The following is a 20,777-nucleotide window of genomic DNA, read 5'->3' on the forward strand; positions in this document are numbered from 1 at the left end:
GGTGATGGCTGGGGCGTTACTTCCCGGCCGTGCCGTGGTTCTTGCCGATGGACTCCTGGTAGAGGTCCGCGTAGGTGCGCGAGTCCTTGACCAGGTCGTCGCAGAAGGCGGCGACGTCGTCGCCGATGAGTTCCAGAACCCCCTTGCCCGCCACGACGCCCTCCTCGAAGAAGTCGAGCAACCCTGGGAGCAGGGACCCGCCGAGCAGGTCGACCGGTCCGACCTTGAAGAGGTACCTCTGCATCTCCTTGTAGACGATCTGGTAGTCCGGCGGCAGCGCCTTGACCCGCGCCATGTGCGCCCGCCACCGCTTCTTGCCTTCGATGATGTCCTGGATGCCCACGTCAGCCTCCCAGCCGGCCCAGTTTCCTTGCGACGTTCCTGTTCAACTGCTCGCGCCATCGGTCGCGATAGTTCCGGGCCCCTTCTCCGCCGGCCAGCGCCGCGCAGAAGCCACCGATGTCGTCGCCCAGCACGTCGTGAATGCTCTGCCCGTCGGCCGCGGTCTCCTCCAGCAGCCCCAGAACGCCGTCGAGAATCGGCATCAGGTTCCGGCCCGAGAAGTCCCCGTACGGAAAAAGGTGACCTTTGATCTCTTCCCACGCCGCCCGGTAGTCGGCCGGCAACGCCGCGGCCCGGACCTCGAACGCCTTCCAGTCCCTGGTGAGATCGCTGCCTGTCATCGTCTCCCAGAAGTTCATCTCCCGCCCTCCTTGAGCTTGTCGATGCGCGATGTGACGTACTCCCATTTCGCCCAGAACGTCGCGAGTTCTTTGCGCCCCGCGTCGTTGAGCGCGTAGAACTTGCGCGGCGGGCCCATCCCGGACGGTCGTTTCGTCACCTGGACGAGCCCGTTCTTCTCCAGCCGCAGCAGAATGGTGTAAACCGTCCCCTCGACGACGTCGGCGAAGCCGAGTTCGTTCAGCCGGCGCGTGATGGCGTACCCGTAGGTCTCCTCGCTGCCGATGATTTCGAGCACGCAGCCCTCAAGCGTGCCCTTCAGCATCTCCGTCAGGTCGTCCATCGTGGTCCTCTTCGCCGCGCCAGGTACCTCGTACTACCAAGTACCGCTACACAGTACCACAGAGTAGTACGTCGACTGTCGGTGCCGGTTGCTGGCGTGCGCCCGGCAACATCCGATCGCGGCTGGACACGGGCAGGAGACGGCATGACGACGGAGGACGTCCGCGCGGTTGACGTCACGTACTGCGAGGGGTGGGATCCGCAGGTTCGTGCCGTCGTCGCTCCGATGTCCGAGCCGGCGGCCCGTGACAGGGACGCGTCAGGCGAGCAGTACGCCGTCCTGCTGTCCGTCCAGGCGAAGCCGAAGGCCTTGTTCCAGATCCACTGGGATCACCGCCATCTCGGGTTGTTCCTGTTCGATGAGTGCGGACGGCGCAACAGGGAGCTGGAATACCGGCAACTGGAGCCGGGACGGCTGCACCTGATGCGCTACCAGGAGTGGCGCCACGCCTCCGACGCCGACCCGGAGTACCCGGAGCATCCGAAGCGCGGCTGGTATTTCACCATGACGATCGATCCGGACGGACGCGCAAGACGAGAGCTGCACGAACTCGACGGATCAAGTCACACCTGGGCGAACGTCCCTGTTGAGCACCGTACGGTGGCCAAGGCGGAGTTCGGTGCGTGGACGGCCTACGTCGATGCGCAGATGCTCGGGCTGAGCGGCTCGATCACCCTGGTCCCGGCCCAGGACCCGGTGTACGGACCGGCTTCGGGCACGGCGCCTGCCTGGTCGGCCCCGCTGCCGCTGCGCCCCCGGCATTTGGAGGCGCTCTTCACCCCCGGAAGCCGCCTGGCCTCTGACGACGGGCGCGACGACGCCCGCTCCTTCACCGCCACCGTGCCGCCCGGCGACTACGCCGTACTGATCGCCTCGATGCGCTGGGAGGGCACGGACCGGGAGGGCGAGACCCCGGCCGTGATGGTGCGGATCCTCGACAAGCCGACCGTCAGCTGGGAGCTCGCGTTGCTGCCGGGGCAGGACCTCTCGTCCTCTGAGCTCCGCGCCCCGGAGACCGGCACCAATCTGATCGCCTACTCGAGCGGCTTGGGCGACGGCAGCTACCCGGTGTGGACAGGCCGCGATGCCGACGGGGAAGTCACCTCGTTCGTGGCGGACATGCTCATCCTCAACGACGCCGACGCACTGCCGCCGACGGTGCCGTCGACGGCCGTCTGCCTTCCGCCGTTCACCCCGGTGACCGGCGACCGACGCGAGGCACCGTTCACCAACCCCGGCGCCACGGCCGAGTTCATGGCGACCCAGATCAGCCAGGTCACGGACGGCTGCGGCTGAGGGGAGTTCGTCGCGACCGGGGGCGACCGGTGTCTCCTGATCTCGGGCGTGGTGGTGGTGAGTCGTTCGACGGCGGCGTGCGGGTGGTGGAGGGCTGGGGCGCGGGGAAGGCGGGCGAGTTCGCCGTGGATAACGTTTGCGGGACGGCACCGGCGAAGAGGATCATGGTGGGCTGGAGCCCCCGGGCAGTGGTGAGGAGTCCGCGCGCGCCTCTCCCAAGGCCCGGAGCCCGGAGTCTGCCCGTCGCCGTCCAGGAGGTTTGCGCGCGTTGGCCGACGCTGCGCGCCGGGGCGTCCCCGACCGTTTCCCTCGCCGTCTTCCTCCGTCCCGAGTCGATCGGGCGATGCCGCGACCCCTCGTGCAAGCAAGATCATGGCAGGTTCCAAGTCAGTGGCAAGCCGGGTCGACGATGCTGTTGAGCGGACGACCATGATCTTCGGCGAAGGGAGCAGATGACCCAAGAGAACAGAAGCACCGCACACCCCCACCCCGCACGACCCCCGCGCGCACACCCCCACCCGCACGACCTCGCGTGCCCGAGCGATGACCTCGCCTGGGCCCGTGTGCCGGCCCCGGGAAGCGGACCCCTTCGAGACCGCCCACCTGGGCACGTTTGACCTTTGCTGGAAAGAGGACACATGAATACGGATGTGGCGGGCGCGAACCGCCCTCTCACAGACCCGCCCGGACGCCTCCACGAGGCGTTGGAGGCGCAGTGCCGGCGGACGCCCGACCGCGTCGCCGTCGTCGCGGGCACGAACCGGCTGACCTACGCCGAGCTCGACCGCAGGGCCAACGGGATCGCCGGGGCCCTGGCCGCGCGGGGTGTCGGACGCGGCGACCTGGTGGGGATCTGCCTGGACCGCGACGAGTGGCTGGTGCCCGCGCTGATCGGGGTGCTGAAGGCGGGCGCGGCCTACGTGCCGCTGGACCCGGCCTACCCGGCCCAGCGATTACGGTTCATGGCCGAGGACGCCGCCGTGAGCGCGGTGGTCACCTCCATGACCAGGCGCGACACCGCGTCGCTGACCGGCGCCGGCACCGTGCTCGTCGACGACGTGACACCCGCCGCGCACGGCCCCGAGGCCCTCGCCGAGCCGGGCGACGCCGCGTACGTCATCTACACCTCCGGCTCCACCGGCCGCCCCAAGGGCGTGGTCGTGGAGCACCGCAACACCCTGAACCTGGTGCGCTGGGAGGCGTCCGCGTACACCGCCGAGGAGCTGAGCGGCATGCTGGCCGGCTCCTCCATCTGCTTCGACGCCTCGATCACGCAGATCTTCACGCCGCTGTTCGCCGGCGGGACCGTGATCATGGCGGACAACGTGCTGGCGCTGCCGACGCTGCCGGCCCGCGACGAGGTGCGTACGGTCTTCGGCGTCCCGTCCGCGCTGTCGGTGCTGCTCCTCGACGAGCTGCCGGACGGCGTGCGCATGGTGTTGTCCGGCGGCGAACGGCTGACCGCCGCCCTGGTCGCGCGCATGTACGCCAACCCGGGCGTGCGCCGCGTGCTCAACATGTACGGCCCCACCGAGTGCACCACCGGCTCCACCCTGTTCGAGGTGGGCCGCGACCAGCAGGGCGATCCGCCGCTGGGCGCGGCGATGGCGGGCGCGCTGCTCAGCGTGCGCGACGCCGCCGGCGGTCCAGTCCCGGACGGCGAGGTGGGCGAGTTGTGGATCGGCGGGCCCGGCGTGACCCGCGGATACCTGGGCCACGAGTCACAGGCGTTCGGCGCCGAGCCGGACGGCACCCGCGTCTACCGCAGCGGCGACCTGGTCCGATGGGTGGACGGCGAGCTGCGTTACGTGGGCCGCGCCGACGACCAGGTCAAGATCCGCGGCTACCGGGTGGAGCTGGGCGAGGTCGAGTCGGCGCTGGACCGCCATCCCGCGGTGCGCCGCGCCGTCGTCCTGGCGCACGCCGACGACGACGGCATCGCCTACCTCGCCGCGCACGTGGCCGCCTCCGGCGTGACCGAGCCCGAGCTGCGCGACTGGCTGCGTGACCGCCTGCCCGACCACCTGGTTCCGGCCAGGATCGGCGTGACCGGCGACCTGCCGATCGGCCCCACGGGCAAGGTGGACCGCGCGGCCCTGCCCAAGCTGGGCGCCGCCCGTACGGGCAGCGCGGCGCCGGTCGCGCCGCGCACGGACGACGAACGCCAGGTGGCCGGGGTGATCGCGGACGTGCTGGGCCTGCCGGAGGTGGGCGTGCACGACCGGTTCGCCGACCTGGGCGGGCACTCGCTGGCCGCCGCCCGGGTGGTGACCGAGTTGTCACGGCGGCTCGGGCACACCGTGCCCTTGGCGGCGTTCCTGATCGAGCCGACCGCGGCCGGGCTGGCGGCGCGCCTGCGCGAGCCGGGATCGGCGCCGGTCCGGCGCACCGGCCGGACCCGGCACCCGCTCACCGCCGCGCAACGCGAGCTCTGGACGTTGCGCCAGCTCCACCCGCACAGCCCGGTCACCACCGTGTCGGTCCGGCTGCGCGTACGCGGCCTGAGCGGGAACGCGCCGCTGCAACCGGCGCTGGACGCGGTCCTGCGCCGGCACGAGGCCCTGCGCAGCACGGTCTCCGTCGGCGAGGACGGCGTCCCGTACGCGGTCGTGCACCCGCCCGTCGCCGTCCCCCTGGTCGAGCACCCGGCGGGCGCGGACCCGGTGAAGGTGGCCAGGGCCGCGGCGGAGCACGTGTTCGACGTGACGAACGAGGTGCCGCTGCTGCGCGCGAGCCTTTGCCCCGTCGGGGACGACGTGGCCGAGCTGGTGCTGGTGACCGACCACCTCGCCTTCGACGGCGGTTCGGTCGGCGTGCTGATGGACGAGCTGGCCGCCGAGCTGGCGGGTGAGCCCGTACCCGAGCCGGCGGTGCAGCTCGGCGACGCGGCGGCGCGCGAGCAGGAGGACCGGCCCGACCTCGAACGGCTGCGGGAGTTCTGGCGCGGCGAGCTGGCCGGGGCGCCGGTGGCGGGGCCGCCGCCCGGCGACCTGACGACGTGCCGGGTGATCAGGCCGCTGCCGGAGGAGTTCACGGACGCCGTGGCCGCGCTGGCCCGCGCGTGCGGCACGACCCCGTTCGCGGTGTACCTGGCCGCGCTCGCCCTGGCCGCCGGGGAGCCGGACACGCTGGTCGGCGTGGTCGCGGCGCGGCGCGCCAGGCCGGAGCTGGCCCGGGTCGTCGGGCCGCTGATCGACACGGTGCCGGCGCGGCTGCGTCCGGACGCCGCGCCGACCTTCCGCGACCTGGTCAGGCAGGCCGGGGAGGCCACCACGCGGGCGCTGGTCCACCAGGAGGTCCCGCCCGCCGACCTGCCCCGCGCCCCGGTGCTGCTGGCCATGCAGCACGCCGAGGTGCCGGTCCGCGCCGGCTGCCTCGAACTGCTGACCGAGGTCGGCTCGGGCGCGGCGGTGCACGAGTTCAGCGTGCTGGTCAACCGCACGGCCGCCGGTGCCGAGCTGCACCTGGAGTACGCGGTCGCGCTGCTCGGCCGGGAGGCGGCGGGGGCGTACCTGGACCGGCTGCTGTGGTTGCTGCGGCGCGCGCTGGCCGAACCGGACCTGGTGATCGCGGCGTTCGACCCGGTCACCCCGGACGAACGCGCCGCGTTGCTGGCCCGCGCGGCCGGGCCGCGCCTGCCGGACGACCTGCGGCCGGTGCCGTCGGCGCTCGCGGCACACGCGACAGGCACAGCGGACACGGCGGGCACCGCGGTGGTCGGCCCGGACGGCGCGACGCTGAGCCACGCCGAGCTGAACGACCGCGCCGACCGGATCGCGGCCGGGCTGCTGGAGCACGGGGTGCGGCGGGGCGACGTGGTCGGCGTGCACGTGCCGCGCGACCGGATGTTGCCGGCGGTGCTGCTGGGTGTGTGGCGGGCGGGGGCGGCGTACCTGCCGCTGGACCCGGAGCACCCGGCCGAACGGCTGCGCCTGCTGGCCGCGGACGCGGGCGCCCGCGTGGTGCTCACCCGCGGCGAAACCCCCCTCGAACCAGCACCACCGTCCGACACCGGCGAACCGCTGACCCCCGCCCCGAACGGACCGGTGACACCCGAGGCCGACCGGCCGGTGACACCCGAGGCCGACCGGCCGGTGACACCCGACGCCGACCGGCCGGTGACGCTCGACGCGGACCTGCTCGCGGCGGGGCCGCACGCGGACCTGCCGGAGGTGCGCTCCGGAGACCTGGCGTACGTCACCTACACCTCCGGCTCCACCGGCGCCCCCAAGGGGGTCGAGGTCACCCACGGCGGCCTGGCCGCCCTCGCGGCCGGGATGATCTCGGCGCTCCGCCTCGGCCCGGCCGATGTGCAGCCCGCGGTCGCGCCGCTGAGCTTCGACGCCTCGGCCTCCGAGTTGTGGAGTGTCCTGGCCGCCGGCGGCACGTCGGTGGTGGTGGACCGGGCCACGGCCACCGACGGGCACGCGCTGGCGGAGCTGATCAGCACGAGCGCGGCCACGGTGATCGACCTGGTGCCGACCGCGTACCGGATGCTGATCGCGGCCGGTTGGACGGGCGGCCCGGCGCTGCGTGCCGTCGCCGGCGGGGAGGCACTGGACCCGGCGCTGGCCGAGCAGATCCTGCTGCGCGTCGGCGAGTTGTGGAACGCCTACGGGCCCACCGAGACCACCGTCACCTCGACGCTGCACCGGGTGCGCGCGCACGAGGGCGACCGGGTGCCGATCGGGTCGCCGATGCCGGGCGAGCGGGCGTACGTGGTCGACGCGCGGCTGCGGCTGGTGCCGCCGGGCGCGGTCGGCGAGCTGCTGCTCGGCGGCACAGGCGTGGCCCGCGGCTACCGGGGGCGGCCGGACCTGACGGGAACCGCCTTCGTGGCCGACCCGTTCACCCCGGGCGGCCGGTGCTACCGCACCGGTGACCTGGCACGCTGGCGGCCGGACGGGACGCTGGAGTTCCACGGCCGCCGCGACCACCAGGTGAAGGTACGGGGGTACCGGATCGAGCTGGGCGAGATCGAGGCCGTGCTGCGCGAGCTCGCCGAAGCCGCGGTGACCGTGGCCGGTACGGACGCGCAGGCCCACCTGGTCGGCTACGTCGCGCCGGAGACGGCGGACCTGGCCGCGCTGGAGCGGCACGCCCGCTCCCGGCTGCCCGGCCACATGGTGCCGCGCCGCTGGGTCGCCCTGCCGTCCCTGCCCACGCTGTCCAACGGCAAGGTCGACCGCGGCGCGCTGCCCGAGCCGGACACCGGCCCGGCCCCGGAGCGGGTCGCGCCGGCCACCGACGCCGAGCTCCTGGTGGCCGCCGTCTGGGCCGAGGTGCTCGAACGGCCCGAGATCTGGGCCGACGACGACTTCTTCGCCCTGGGGGGAGCCTCGTTCGCCGCGACCAGGGTGGCCGGCCGCCTCCGCGAGATGGTGCTGGTCGCCGTGCCCGTGCGGTTGTTGTTCGACCGTCCGGTGCTCGCCGACTTCGCCACCGCGCTGGAGGAGCTGCTGGCCGCCGATCTGATGGAAGGAGGAGAGGGATGACCGAGGTACGTGAGGACCGGATCGCCGAGCTCGTCCGGTCCAGGCTCGCCGCCGCGCTGAAGCAGCAGGAGAAGGCCGCCGCCCCTGGCATCCCGGCGACGTCGGCCGCGGACATGCCGCTGTCGCCGGCGCAGGAGCGGCTGTGGTTCCTGGCCCAGCTGGAACCGGACACGCCCGCCTACAACGTGCCGCTGACGCTGCGGCTGCGCGGCCCGGTGGACGTCGCCGCCCTCACCGGCGCGGTGGCGGACCTGGCCGAACGGCACTGGATCCTGCGCGGCGTCATCGAGGAGGGACGCGTACGGCCCGTCGCCGCCGTCCCGGTGCCCGTGGTCGACGTGGACGGGACAGAGCTGGAACGGGAGCTGGCCGCGCACGCCTGGCGGCCGTTCCGGCTGGACGCCGAGCCGCCCCTGCGGGCCACGGTGTTCCGGCTCGGCGACGAGGAGTGCGTGCTCGCGCTCACCCTGCACCACATCGCCACCGACGCCTGGTCGGAACGCGTACTGCTGGACGATCTCACCCGCCTGTACGCCGCCCGCCTCGGCCTGGAACCGCCCCCCGCTCCCCCGGCCCTGCAGTACGCGGACGTGGCCGCGTGGGAGGCCGGGCGGCCGGACGCCGATCTCGACTGGTGGACCGGGCACCTGGCGGGCCTGCCGCCGGTGCTCGACCTGCCGCTCGCCCGCCCGCGCCCGTCCGTGCCCACGTGGGAGGGGGCGGCGGTCGCGATCGAGGTGCCCGAGCCACTGTCGGCGAAGGTACGCGCGGTGGCGGGGACGTCGCCGTTCATGGTGTTCCTGGCCGGGTTGCAGGCGTTGCTGAGCCGCCTGTCCGGCGTCGACGACATCGCCGTCGGGGTGCCGCACGCGGGCCGCCACCACCCTGACGCCGAGCAGGTCGTCGGCTGTTTCATCAACACGCTGGTGGTGCGCGGCGACACCTCGGGCGACCCGACCGGCGCGGAGCTGCTGGCGCGGGCGCGGGCGGCGGCGCTGGACGCGTTCGCGCACGCCGGCACGCCGTTCGAGCGGGTCGTGGAGCGCCTTCAGCCGGAGCGGAACCTCGCGGTCACGCCGCTGTTCCAGGTGATGCTCAACGTCTACGACACCGGTACGCCGGTCTCGCTGCCCGGTCTGGAGGTCGTGGCCGGGACGCCGCCCGCGCCGACCGCCAAGTTCGACCTGAACCTGGAGCTCGGCGACGACGGCACCCGGTTCTCGGGCGAGTTGCGCTACCGCACGGACCTGTTCGACGAGGCCACCGTACGACGCCTGGCCGGCTGGTACCTGGAGCTGCTGGACGGCCTGCTCACCACCCCGGACGCGCCGGTACGGCTGCCGGCCGGCGACGACCTGCGCGGCCGGGACGCCGGCCTGGCGGTGGACGTGCCGCTGCACACGCTGGTCGAGCGGGTGGCCGACACCCGTCCGGACGCGCTCGCGGTCGGCTCGCTCAGCTACGCGGAGCTGGACCGCCGCGCCAACCAGGTGGCCCATTGGCTGCTGGCGAGCGGGGTAGGCCCGCAGGAGCCGGTCGGCGTGCTGCTGGAACGGCGGCCCGAGCTGGTGGTCGCCATGCTCGGCGTGCTCAAGGCGGGCGCGGCCTACCTGCCGCTCGACCCGGTCTACCCGGAGCGGCGCAACCGGGCGGTGGCGGCCGACGCCGGGGCGCGGTTCGTGCTCACGGAGGCCGAGCTCGCCGGCGCGGCGGAGGCGTCCGGCGAACGTCCCGGCGTGGCCGTACGGCCGGAGCACCTGGCGTACGTGATCTACACGTCGGGCTCGACCGGGCGGCCGAAGGGCGTCGCGGTCGAGCACCGGCACATCACGCACTATCTCGGCGCGGTGGCCGAGGTCGTCCCGGCGGGGATGGGCTCGTTCGCGCTGGTCTCCACCGCCGCGGCCGACCTGGGCATGACGAACGTGTGGTGCGCGCTGACCACGGGCGCCACCCTCCACCTGATCGACCACGAGACGGCCACCGACCCGGCCGCGTTCGCCGCCCGCCTGGCGGCGCACCCGGTGGACGCGATCAAGATGGTCCCCAGCCAGCTCGAACTCCTCGGCACGGCCGCGCTACCCAGGAAGCTGCTGATCCTGGCCGGTGAGGCGGTGCCCGCCGACCTGGTGGCGCGGGTCCGGGAGGCGCGGCCGGACCTGGAGGTGCAGATCCACTACGGCCCCACCGAGACCACGGTGTCGGTGCTGACCTGCGACGCGGACCGGGCTCTGGCCGAGCTGGGCCCGGGCCGGGCGCCGCTGGGCCGGCCGCTGGCCGACGTGGTGTGCCGGGTGGCCGACCCGTCCGGACGGGCGCTGCCGCCCGGCGTGCCCGGGGAGTTGTGGATCGGCGGCCCCAGCGTGGCCCGCGGCTACCTGGGCCGCCCCGACCTCACCGCGGAGCGTTTCACCGGCGGCCGGTACCGCACCGGCGACCGGGTCCGGATGACCGGGGACGGGCTGATCGAGTTCCTGGGGCGGATCGACGACCAGGTGAAGGTGCGCGGCTTCCGCGTCGAACTGGGCGAGGTCGCTGCGGCGTTACGCGCCCTGCCGCAGGTCGCGGAGGCGTACGTGCAGCCGGTCGGCGACGGCCTGGAGCGGCGCCTGGCCGCCTGGGTGACGCCTGCCACGGTGGACGTGGCGCACGTGCGGGCGGCGTTGCGCGAGCGGCTGCCCGACTACATGGTGCCGGCCGCCATCGGCGTGCTGGAGGCGTTGCCGCTCACCCCGAACGGCAAGGTGGACCGTGCGGCGCTGCCCGTGCCCGAGGCGGGGCCCGCCGTACGGGTGCCGCTGGGCACCCCCGGGGAGCGCCTGGTGGGCGAGGTCTGGGCCGACGTGCTCGGGCTCGCGGAGGTGTGGGCGGACGACGACTTCTTCGCCCTCGGCGGGCACTCGTTCGCGGCGACCCGGGTGGCCGGGCGGCTGCGGGAGCGGCTGGGCGCGGCGGTGCCGGTCCGGCTGCTGTTCGAGCACCCGGTGCTGGCCGACCTGGCCGCCGCGCTCCCCCGTCCGGCCGCCGCCGCGCGTGTGCGGCGCGCGCCGGTGGACGGGCCGGTGCCGCTGTCCGGCGTGCAGGCCAGGCTGTGGTTCCTGGCCCAGCTCGAACCGGAAAGCAGCGCCTACAACGTGCCGGTGGCGTTGCGGCTGCGCGGCCCGCTGCGGGCGGACGCGCTGCTGGGCGCGGTACGCGACCTGGCCGAACGGCACCACGTGCTGCGCGGCGTGGTCGACGACTCCGGCCCCGAGCCGGTGATCGTGGTACGGGACGCCGCCGAGGTGCCCGTGTCCACCGCGCGCGTGACCCGGCCTGAGGTCGAGGACGTGCTGGCCACGCACCTGGCGACGCCGTTCGCGCTGGACCGCGAGCCGCCGATGCGGGCGGTGCTGCTCACCGTCGGCGAGCCTGGGGCCGACGACGAGCACGTGCTCTCCCTCACCTTCCACCACATCGCCACCGACGCCTGGACGCGCGGGCTGCTGCTGTCGGACCTGTCCGCCCTGTACGCCGCCCGCCTCGGCCTGCGCCCCCCGCTCGACCCGCCCCCGGCGCAGTACGCCGAGGTGTCGCCGGTCCCCGACCCGGCCGACCTGGACTGGTGGGCCGGGCACCTGGACGGCCTGCCGCCGGTGCTCGACCTGCCCACCGACCGGCCGCGTCCCGCGGTGCCCGACCCGGGCGGGGCCGCGCTCGACCTGGAGCTGCCGGCCGGGCTGAGCGAACGGGTCAGGGCGGTGGCCGCCGCCTACCGGTCCACGCCGTTCATCGTGTTGCTGGCCGGGTTGCAGGCGCTGCTGGCCCGGCTGTCGGCGAGCGCGGACGTCGCGGTCGGCGTGCCGGTCTCCGGCCGCGACCACCCGGACACCGAAGGCGTGGTGGGCTGCTTCCTCAACACCGTGGTCGTACGGACCGACGTGGGCGGCGACCCGACCGGGCGCGACCTGCTGGCCCGCGCGCGGGAGTCCGCGCTGGGCGCGCTCGCGCACGCGGGCACGCCGTTCGACCGGGTGGTGGACCGGCTGCGGCCGGAGCGGAACCTGGCGGCCACGCCGCTGTTCCAGGTGATGCTCAACTACATCCCCGGCGGGGCCGGGCCGGAGTTGCCCGGTCTGGAGGCGTCCGAGATCCACCTGCCGGAGCTGACCACCAAGTTCGACCTGAGCTGGCACGTCGTGGACGACGGGCCGGGCGCGCCGCTGCGCGGCGGGCTCGCCTACCGGACCGACCTGTTCGAGCCGGGCACCGCCGCCAAGCTGACCCGCTGGTACGCGGCCCTGCTGGACGGGCTGCTGGCCGACCTGGACGCGCCGGTGGGCGCGGTGCCGCTGGAGCCGGTGACCGGCCCGGCCGTGGACGGCGGGCCGCCGCCCGAGCCGCCCGCCGGGGCGGTGCACCACCTGATCGAGCGCTGGGTGGACGGGACCCCCGGCGCGCCGGCCGTGGTGGGCGCCGACCGCGCACTGACGTACGCGGAGCTGGAGTCGGCCGCGAACCGGATCGCGCACTGGCTGCTGGCGGCCGGGGTGGGGGCCGACGAGCCGGTCGGCGTGCTGCTGGAGCCGGGCGCGGACCTGGCGTGCGCGTTGTTCGGCATCCAGAAGTCGGGCGGGGGTTACCTGCCGATGGACCCGGCGTACCCGGCGGCGCGGATCGCCGCGATGCTGGAGGCCGCCGGGGTGCGGGCCGTGGTGACGGTGAACGAGTTCGCGCCGCTGATCGGGGACGGCAGGCGGGTGCTGGCGCTCGACCGGCCCCCGTCCCTGCCGGACACCCGTCCGGAGGTCGACGTACGGCCCGAGCACCTGCACCACGTGATCTTCACGTCGGGGTCCACCGGCACGCCCAAGGCGCTGGCGGCCGAGCACGGCGGCGTCCTGAACTACCTGGGCGGCATGCTGCCGCGCATCGGCGTGCCCGGCGGGTCGTTCGCGGTGGTCTCCACGCCCGCCGCCGACTTCGGCCTGACCTGCGTGTTCGGCGCGCTGACCACGGGCGGGACGGTGCACCTGGTGCCGCGCGAGACCGCGATGGACCCGGCCGCGTTCGCCGGTTACCTGGCCGAGCACCAGGTGGACGTCGTCAAGTGCGTACCGAGCCATCTGGAGCTGCTGGCCTCGGGCGGCGACCTGGCCGCCGTGCTGCCGCGCGGGCTGCTGATCCTGGCCGGCGAGGCGTGCCCGTGGGACCTGGTCGAGCGGGCCAGGGCCGCCCGGCCCGGCCTCAGGATCCAGAGCCACTACGGCCACACCGAGTCCACGATGATCTGCCTGGTGTGCGACACCGAGGAGATCCCCGCCGACCGGCGGACCGGCATCGTGCCATTGGGCAGCCCGCTGCCCGGCGTGTACGGGCACCTGGTGGACGCGAGCCTGCGGCCGGTGCCGCCCGGCGTGCCCGGCGAGCTGGTCGTCGGCGGCCCCGGGGTCACCCGCGGCTACATCGGCCGGCCCGAGCTGACCGCCGAGCGGTTCGTCCCCGACCCGCTGACCGCCGAGGGACGCTGCTACCGCAGCGGCGACCTGCTGCGCGTCACCTCCGACGGGCGGATCGAGTTCCGCGGCCGGGTGGACGACCAGGTCAAGGTACGCGGCTACCGCGTCGAGCTGGGCGAGGTCACCACCGCGCTGCGGGCGTTGCCGCAGGTCGCCGAGGCCGTGGTGCTGCCCGTCGGCGAGGGGAAGGCCAGGCAGCTCGCCGCATGGGTGACGCCCGCGACCGTGGAGGCCGCGGCCGTACGTTCGGCGCTGCGCGAGCGGCTGCCCGACTACATGGTGCCGGCGCACGTCATGGCCCTCGACCGGCTGCCGCTCAACCCGAACGGGAAGATCGACCGGGCCGCCCTGCCCGAGCCGGTGGCGGAGCAGGCCGCGTACACGCCGCCCGCGACGCCGAACGAGGAGCTGGTCGCGGGGGCGTTCGCCCGGGTGCTCGGCGTGCAGCGGGTGGGGGCGGGCGACGACTTCTTCGCCCTCGGCGGCGACTCGTTCGCCGCGGTGCGCGCGGTCAAGGAGATCGGCCGCGGGCTGCGGGTGATCGACCTGTTCACCCGGCCCGCCGTGGCCGAGCTGGCCGCGTTCCTGGGCCGCGAGGACACCGGCGGGCTGCTGCACCGCCTCGGCGGCGGCCGGACCGCCGAGTTCACGCTGGTGTGCGTGCCGTACGGCGGCGGGTCGGCGGCGGTCTACCAGCCGCTGGCCCAGGCGCTGGGCGACCGGGTGGAGGTGTTGTCGGCCGAGTTGCCCGGCCACGACCCCGCCCGCCCGGACGAGCTGCCGCTGCCGTTGGAGGAGCTGGTGGACGTGCTGGCCGCCGAGGTGGCGGCGACCGCGTCGGGCCCGGTCGCGATCTACGGCCACTGCGTGGGCTCCGCGCCCGCCGTCGCGCTGGCGCGCCGGCTGGAGGCGGACGGCGTTCCCGTGCTGGGCGTGATCGCCGCCGCGAGCTTCCCGGCGGCCCGGCTTCCCGGGCTGGTCAGGCGGCTGTTCGGCGGCGACCGCTGGGTGTCGGACCGGATGTTCCGCGACGCGCTGCGTGCCTCCGGCGGGCTGCTCGACGACATGGACGAGGCCGCCAAGCGCACCGCCGTACGCGCCATGCGGCACGACGCCGACCAGGCGCAGGAGTGGTTCGGCCACGAGCTGGCCGGCGAGGGGACGCCGCTGCGCGCCCCGATCCTGAGCCTGGTCGGGGAACGCGACCGCGCCACCGAGCTGCACGAGGAGCGCTACACCGAGTGGGCGGCGTTCGCGCCGCGGGTGGAGCGGGCCGTGCTGCCGAGGGCCGGTCACTACTTCCTGCGCCACCAGGCCGAGCCGCTGGCCGCGCTGGTGCTGGCGCACCTGACCCGCTGGGCGGCCGGAACGCTGCCCGACCCGGTACGCCCGCCCGAAGCCACCAGGTTGCGGCCCTTCTACACGGTCGCGAGCGGCCAGATCGTCTCGGCGCTTGGCACGGCGCTGAGCTCGTTCGCGCTCGGCGTGTGGGCCTACCAGCGCAGCGGCGAGATCCTGGATCTGGCGCTGGTCACGATGCTGGCGCAGATCCCGGCCGTGCTGCTCACCCCGCTGGGCGGCGCGCTGGCCGGCCGGGTGGACCGGCGCAGGATCATGCTGGCCTGCGACGCGCTGTCCGGGCTGGCCATGGTGGCGCTGGTGCTGCTGCTGACCACCGAGCGGCTGGAGTTCTGGAACGTCTGCCTCATCGTGGGCGTGACCTCGGTCGTGTCGGCGTTCCAGCAGCCCGCGTGGCTGGCGGCGATCGCGCAACTGGTGCCGAAACCGTACCTGCCGCAGGCCAACGCGCTGGCGAACGTGGGCTTCGGCGCGGGCAACGTGATCGCGCCGCTCGCGGGCGGCGCGCTGATCGGCCTGTTCGGGTTGTCGGCCGTGGTGGCCGTGGACGTGGCCACGTTCGCGGTCGGCGTGCTGACGCTGCTGCTGGTGCGCTTCCCCGACCGGCTGTTCCACCGGCGCGAGGAGACGTTCACGGCGGCGCTCACCGGCGGGTGGCGGTTCCTGCGCAGGCGGCGTCCGCTGCTGGTGATGGCGCTCTACTTCGCCGTGGTGAACTTCTGCACCGCGCTGATGTGGGTGCTCGTCACCCCGGTCGTCCTGGCCATCGGCACCTCGGCGGACCTGGGTCTGGTGACCGCCGTCGGCGGTGTCGGCGCGGCAGTGGGCACCGGCGTGGTGCTGGTGTGGGGCGGCACAAGGCGGCGGGCCACCGGGATGATCGGTTTCGTGATCGGGTCCGGGGTCGGCGTGGTGCTGATGGGCGTGTGGCCGGTCGTGTGGCTGGTCGCGGCCGGGTTGTTCGTCCGGCTGGCGTGCATGAGCATCGGCAACGCGCACTGGCTGTCGATCATCCAGGTCAAGGTGGGGCCGGAGTTGCAGGGGCGGGTGCTCGCGGTGAACATCATGATCGCCACGGCCATGCAGCCCATCGGCTTCCTCGCCGCCGGGCCGCTGGCGGACTGGGCCGGCGGGTTCGCCGGCGGGCCCGGCGGCGGCGCGGGCGCGGTGCTGCTCGCCAGCGGCGTGTTCCTGCTGGTGTGGGGGCTGCTGGGGCTGCGGCACCGGCCGCTGCATCACCTGGAGGACCTCGTCCCGGACGCCGCGCCGCCGTCGGAGGCCGCGGCCGACCTGGACGCCATCCAGGAGAGGGTGCTGAGCGCATGAACGCCGAAGACACGGCGCGTACGGGGCTCGTCACCGCGGCCGACATCCGGGTGGCCGGCGACCGCATCGCGCCGTACGTGCGGCGCACGCCGCTGCTGCGACTGCCCGGCGAACGGCTCTGGGTCAAGCCGGAGAACCGGCAGCCCACCCGCTCGTTCAAGGTGCGCGGCGCGGTCAACGCCGTGGGCCGCCTGGCCGGGCACGGCGTCCGGCACGTGATCGCGCAGTCGTCGGGCAACCACGCCCAGGCCATCGCCTACGCCGCCGCCGAACAGGGGCTGCGGGCGACCGTCGTCCTGCCGGACACGGCGCCGGAGCTGAAGGTGCGCGCCGCGCGCCGGCTCGGCGCCGAGGTGGTGATCGTGCCGCCCGCCCTGCGGGAGGAGGCATGCCTGGCGCTGGCCGACCGGTTCGGCGCGACGGTGGTCGGCTCCGACGCGTTCGACGTCATCGCCGGGCACGGCAGCGCCGGGGCCGAGATCTGCCCGGACCTGCCGGACGCGGGCGCCGTCCTGGTGCCCGTCTGCAACGGCGGCCTGCTCGCCGGGATCGCGGTGGCGGTCAAGGCCGCCGACCCGGCGATCCGGGTGATCGGCGTCGAGCCCGAGCTGGCCGCCGACGGCGTGGCCAGCTTCCGGTCCGGCACGCGGACGGCGTGGCCGGTGGAGCTGACCTACCGCACACGGGCCGACGGGCTGCGCGCGCCGGTGCTGGGCGCGCTGGCGTGGGAGCACATCAACCGGTACGTGGACGACATGGTGACCGTGACCGAGGACGCCATCGACGCCGCCGCCGACCTGCTCCGGCGGGAACTGGGCGAACGCGCCGAACCCAGCGGCGCGGTGGCCACGGCCGCCTACCTCACCCACCACGCGCAGCTGCCGCCGGGCCCGGTGGTCGCGATCCTGTCCGGCGGCAACGTCGCGATCACCACGGAGCCCAGGAAGGAGCCCCTGGCCCGGAGCACGTGATCCCGCCGGTCGGCGGCAGCCGACGGAACGACATGGCAAGACCCCTGGTCGTGACGGACGTGATCGTGATGATCACCCTGTCCGCCAGGGGTTTCGCCATGTCCCCGGGATGAGAACGACAAAACGGCAGTCGGGTGACAGAAGGTTCATCCGCAATCGGATCTTGATTTCCGCCTGCGACACTCACCGCCATGACACAGCCAGAGGAAACGAACGCGTCCCACAACCGCGCCGACCAGGCCCTCGTCCTCGGCAACTCCGCGCTGGCGCTCGGAGTCGGGCTCGGTCTGTTCGCCACGCTCATCGGAGACGGCGTTCCGTCGTTGTCCCCGGCCGTGGTGGCGGTGGGCGCCTGCGTGATCGGCGTGCTGTTCCGCATCGAGGCTGCCGTACTGGAGAGACGCCGCTGACCACAGCCGACCTGGCCGAAGAGGCCGCGAAGGCGCCGTATGCCGGGTGTTCCCGACCGCCGTCCGCACAGGGGCGCCCAGCCCCACCACGGCCGTCATGAAGATCGCCACCACCGCCCTCACCCACCGCCGGCAGACGCGCAACGCCGAACACGCCCGGGGGTTCGAGCGCGACCAGCAGTTGTGGCAGGAGCGGCGCACGATCTACGGCGCCTACTGGCGAGCCTGGAACGCGCTGATCCGGATCCTGGAGGGCGCGACGGACGGCAGCCAGGAAGCGAAGGCCCGGATCAAGGCAGCCGAGGCGGAGTGGCGGCATGCGATCGACCCCATGTTCATCGTCTGCGGCCTTCTCCGGCATCACCCATCAGCGGAACACCCGCACACTGATCACGCCGCCCCTGAACGAGCCGGGAAGAGGTGTGTCAGGACGCACCGGGTCGGCTTCCACGACGACCGGCCTACCCGCTCAGCCAGTCGCGCGCCGCCTTCACCACGTCGCGCGTCATCGACGCCGAGTCGCCGATGTGGTACCGGGGGTCGAAGATCCGTTCCAGCTCGGCGGGGCTCACCAGCGATCGCAGGTCCGGCTGCGTGCGCAGGACGGCTTGGAGCTCGCGGCCGGTGCTCTGCGCCTGCTGGCTGAGCTCGTACACCCGCCGGTACGCCGTCTGCTTGCCCAGGTGGGGCGCCAGGGCCAGCATCAGGGCTTCCGTGGCGATCTGGTCCCTGACCCGTTCGAGGTTGGCGGCCATGGCGTGGGGACGGGGGGTCATGCCGTCGGCGACCGCTGCCAGGGTCTGGAAGGCACACAGGCAATAGTGCGAAATGTCGGGAATGCATGCCCATTCCACTCGCCAGGCCCGCGAGTCCCGTTCGTGCTCGCCACCCATGACCGCCATGGCCGACACCGCCTGACCGGCGGCCAGCCTGGACATGACGACGATCTGCTCGCACTCCTCGGGGTTACGTTTGTGCGGCATCGTGCTGCTGCCGACCATGCCGAACTCCCACGCCTGTTCGAGCTCGCCGAACTCCGGGCGCGACAACATCCGGATCTCGTCGGCGATGCGCCCGGCGGTGCCCGTGCACAGGGCCAGGGTCATGACGTACTCGGCGACCCGGTCGCGGGCGGCGTGCCAGGCCATCAGCGGCGTCTCCAGGCCGAGCCGGGCGGCCAGCCCGCGGGCCAGCTCGCGGCCGTGGGGACCGAAGGAGGCCGAGGTACCCACCGCGCCGAAGAGCTGCACGGCCAGAACTCGCGTACGCAGGGCCGCGAGGCGTTCGGCCTGCCGTAACAGCTCATCCACCCAGGAAGCCGCCTTGAGCCCGAACCCGATGGGCAGCGCCGGCTGAGCGTGCGTCCTGCCCAGGGCGACGGTGTCGGCGTGCTGCTCGGCCAGGTCCGCCAGCCGGTCGACGAGCAGCCGCAGCAACCCGTCCAGTTCGTCGAGCACGTCCCGCATCTCCAGTGCCTGGCCGGTGTCCTGGACGTCCTGCGTGGTGACGCCGTAGTGCACGAACTCGCCGGCTCCGCCGGGGCAGGACGCGGCGAACACGTTCAGCAGGCCGACGAGCGAGTGCCTGGTCCGCTGACGTTCGGCGTGCACCCGGTCCAGGTCGAGGCGGTCGACGCGGGCGTGCCGGGCGATGCCCTCGGCGGCCCAGCCCGGGATCAGGCCCAGCTCGGCCTGGGTGCTCGCGATGGCCGCCTCGATGTCCAGCCAGCGCTGGTAGCGGCACAGGTCGCAGAAGATCCGATGGCTGGCCTCGGTGGAGTAGCACGAGCCCATGGAGGCGGAATCGGTGATGTGGCTACGGGAGTGCGTGCAATCGGAGGGGGGAGCAGCGGTCGGCCGGGCCTTCACATCGCCTGCCCCTCACGGTCACCGGGGTACTCGAACACGGGGGCGGCCCGCGCGCTTCTCTGGGCGCCCATGTTGATGACGGCCCGGCTCTGCCGGGGCGCCGCCCTGATCTGGGTGCCCGCGTAGCCGGTCGGGGCCACGAAGACGCCCCAGACCGCCTCGTACTCCTGGATCTCGCCGCTTCCCGGGTCCACGACCGGTTCCGTACGGGGGGTCACACGTCGCTGGACGACGAAACCGCCACCACGGGACTCTCTCAGGCAGCGTTCCCATTCCCCGGCCGAGACCTCCCATCCGGGCACGATGCCGGCCCCGCCGTACTCGGCGAAGGGTTTGACGATGAGCTGCCGCCGGTGGGCGAGGCAGTGGCCGATGAGATCGACCTCGGCGCCGTCGATCGTCACGTGCTCCGACGACAGGGTCCTGGTCCACGGCAGGAGCCGGTCGATCAGCCGCCGTTCCTCCTCGCTGAACGAGCCGCGCCACCGTTCCTCGCTCAGCAGGGCCAGGCAGCCCTTGCTGGTGAACAGGTCGCTGAGCATGGTCGTCCAGAGGACCACCCGCTTCTCCTCGTGCGCGCGCAGCAGCACTTCGACGTCCTGCCCGCCGGCGACCAGCTCGTAGCCGGTGAAGTAGCGCAGCGCCACGTCGATCGGCTTCCCGCGCAGGAGTACTCGACCGCGGTCTTCCGTCACCTGGCCGGCGTCCCCGAGCACCACCTCGAACCCGAGCCACCGCAACATGCCGGAGATGGCCTGGAAGCTGACAGAATGCCGCTCGATGCCGCCGGCGCTCTCCACGATGCCGATCACGGGGGTGGCCGCGCCGGTCACGGGCTCGGCGGCGGCGCGCAGTGCCTGGGCCACGTGTTCTCCGGTGCGGACGTAGGTCAGGCCGTGCTCTTCGGCGAACCGGCGGAAGTGCCGGTCCCTGAGCAGGTATCTGCACGTTTCCGCTCTCGGCGTGCCGCCGAGCGGGCTGCCGACGTTGAACTCGAGAAGCTTGAACGAGGTGCCGTCGTGGTAGAGGTCGGCGCGGCCGTACAGGGACGGCGGGCCGGGCAGCCGTCGTACGAGTTCCCGGAGTTCTCCCGTCACTCCCAGGACCGCGGCGAAACGGTCGAGATCTCCGTCGAAGAGCCGGTCGGGAAGCTCGGTGAGGAGCTTGAGCAACTCCGTCAACGCTGTGGCGTAATCGCCGAGTTCCGCTTTGTCACCGAAGAGCGGACGGGCCAGCAGACTATTTTTATAAAAAGCGATCTGGTCAGTGGGAAATGGCGCCCGATCCATCACATGCCGCAGGCGACCGGCCGGGTCGAGACACTCTGCGATATAGGCGGCAGTGACGCTGTCCATGGCGAACCTCCACCGACTGGAACCCCGAGCGGGCTGTAATGTAGCAGAGCGGGGAGCGAACTCACAGTATTCGACATTCCCTTTTCACATCCTTGACAGCAATGATCATGGCATGCAGGATGACCTCAAGCATGCCCGGGTGAATCACGCCCGTGGTATGGCAGTCAGAGTTGCC

At 73.5% G+C, this 20,777-nt stretch carries 10 protein-coding genes; 5 read left to right on the forward strand and 5 right to left on the reverse strand.

All coding sequences use genetic code 11. The annotated features are described in order from the left end of the window. Positions 1 to 16 precede the first annotated feature (16 nt). Genes DMB42_RS00120 through DMB42_RS00130 form a run of 3 tightly spaced genes read right to left on the reverse strand, consistent with a single transcriptional unit; the run spans position 17 to position 1,024 of the window. On the reverse strand, positions 17 to 343 hold the full coding sequence (locus DMB42_RS00120; protein WP_125629387.1) for a DUF1048 domain-containing protein: 327 nt from the start codon (positions 341 to 343) through the stop codon (positions 17 to 19). A 1-nt stretch (position 344) separates the two neighbouring features. Continuing rightward, complete coding sequence (locus DMB42_RS00125; RefSeq protein ID WP_125629389.1) at positions 345 to 701, reverse strand: DUF1048 domain-containing protein; 357 nt, start codon at positions 699 to 701, stop codon at positions 345 to 347. Then, positions 698 to 1,024 carry a PadR family transcriptional regulator gene (locus DMB42_RS00130; RefSeq protein WP_125629391.1) on the reverse strand — a complete coding sequence of 109 codons (327 nt, stop codon included), beginning with the start codon at positions 1,022 to 1,024 and terminating at the stop codon, positions 698 to 700. Before DMB42_RS00130 ends, DMB42_RS00125 begins: the two co-directional genes overlap by 4 nt. A gap of 144 nt (positions 1,025 to 1,168) precedes the next feature. On the opposite strand from DMB42_RS00130, the gene DMB42_RS54020 reads away from it, so the two are divergent. The 5 genes from DMB42_RS54020 to DMB42_RS00155 all read left to right on the forward strand — a co-directional run bounded on the left by DMB42_RS54020 (position 1,169) and on the right by DMB42_RS00155 (position 17,379). Beyond that, a complete protein-coding gene (locus tag DMB42_RS54020; protein ID WP_221761931.1) occupies positions 1,169 to 2,320 on the forward strand; it encodes a DUF4241 domain-containing protein in 1,152 nt (383 codons plus the stop codon). Between the two features lie 638 nt (positions 2,321 to 2,958). Beyond that, complete coding sequence (locus tag DMB42_RS00140) at positions 2,959 to 7,815, forward strand: non-ribosomal peptide synthetase (protein WP_125629393.1); 4,857 nt, start codon at positions 2,959 to 2,961, stop codon at positions 7,813 to 7,815. Then, positions 7,812 to 15,998: a non-ribosomal peptide synthetase/MFS transporter gene (locus tag DMB42_RS00145; RefSeq protein ID WP_125629395.1), complete on the forward strand. Its 8,187-nt coding sequence runs from the start codon at positions 7,812 to 7,814 to the stop codon at positions 15,996 to 15,998. The genes DMB42_RS00140 and DMB42_RS00145 overlap by 4 nt, the downstream gene beginning before the upstream one ends. After that, complete coding sequence (locus DMB42_RS00150) at positions 15,995 to 16,969, forward strand: threonine/serine dehydratase (RefSeq protein ID WP_125629397.1); 975 nt, start codon at positions 15,995 to 15,997, stop codon at positions 16,967 to 16,969. Before DMB42_RS00145 ends, DMB42_RS00150 begins: the two co-directional genes overlap by 4 nt. 191 nt (positions 16,970 to 17,160) lie before the next feature. Continuing rightward, positions 17,161 to 17,379, forward strand: coding sequence for a hypothetical protein (locus DMB42_RS00155; RefSeq protein ID WP_125629399.1), 219 nt, complete (start codon positions 17,161 to 17,163; stop codon positions 17,377 to 17,379). Between the two features lie 461 nt (positions 17,380 to 17,840). Here DMB42_RS00155 and DMB42_RS00160 read toward each other — a convergent pair whose 3' ends face one another. Both DMB42_RS00160 and DMB42_RS00165 read right to left on the reverse strand, forming a co-directional pair. Next, the gene (locus DMB42_RS00160) at positions 17,841 to 19,172 is read right to left on the reverse strand and encodes an adenylosuccinate lyase family protein (RefSeq protein ID WP_125629401.1); all 1,332 of its coding nucleotides are present in this window, start codon (positions 19,170 to 19,172) and stop codon (positions 17,841 to 17,843) included. A 71-nt stretch (positions 19,173 to 19,243) separates the two neighbouring features. Continuing rightward, positions 19,244 to 20,428 carry a hypothetical protein gene (locus DMB42_RS00165; protein WP_125629403.1) on the reverse strand — a complete coding sequence of 395 codons (1,185 nt, stop codon included), beginning with the start codon at positions 20,426 to 20,428 and terminating at the stop codon, positions 19,244 to 19,246. Between the last annotated feature and the right edge of the window lie 349 nt (positions 20,429 to 20,777).

The organism is Nonomuraea sp. WAC 01424 (assembly GCF_003947315.1).
Taxonomy (GTDB): domain Bacteria; phylum Actinomycetota; class Actinomycetes; order Streptosporangiales; family Streptosporangiaceae; genus Nonomuraea; species Nonomuraea spiralis.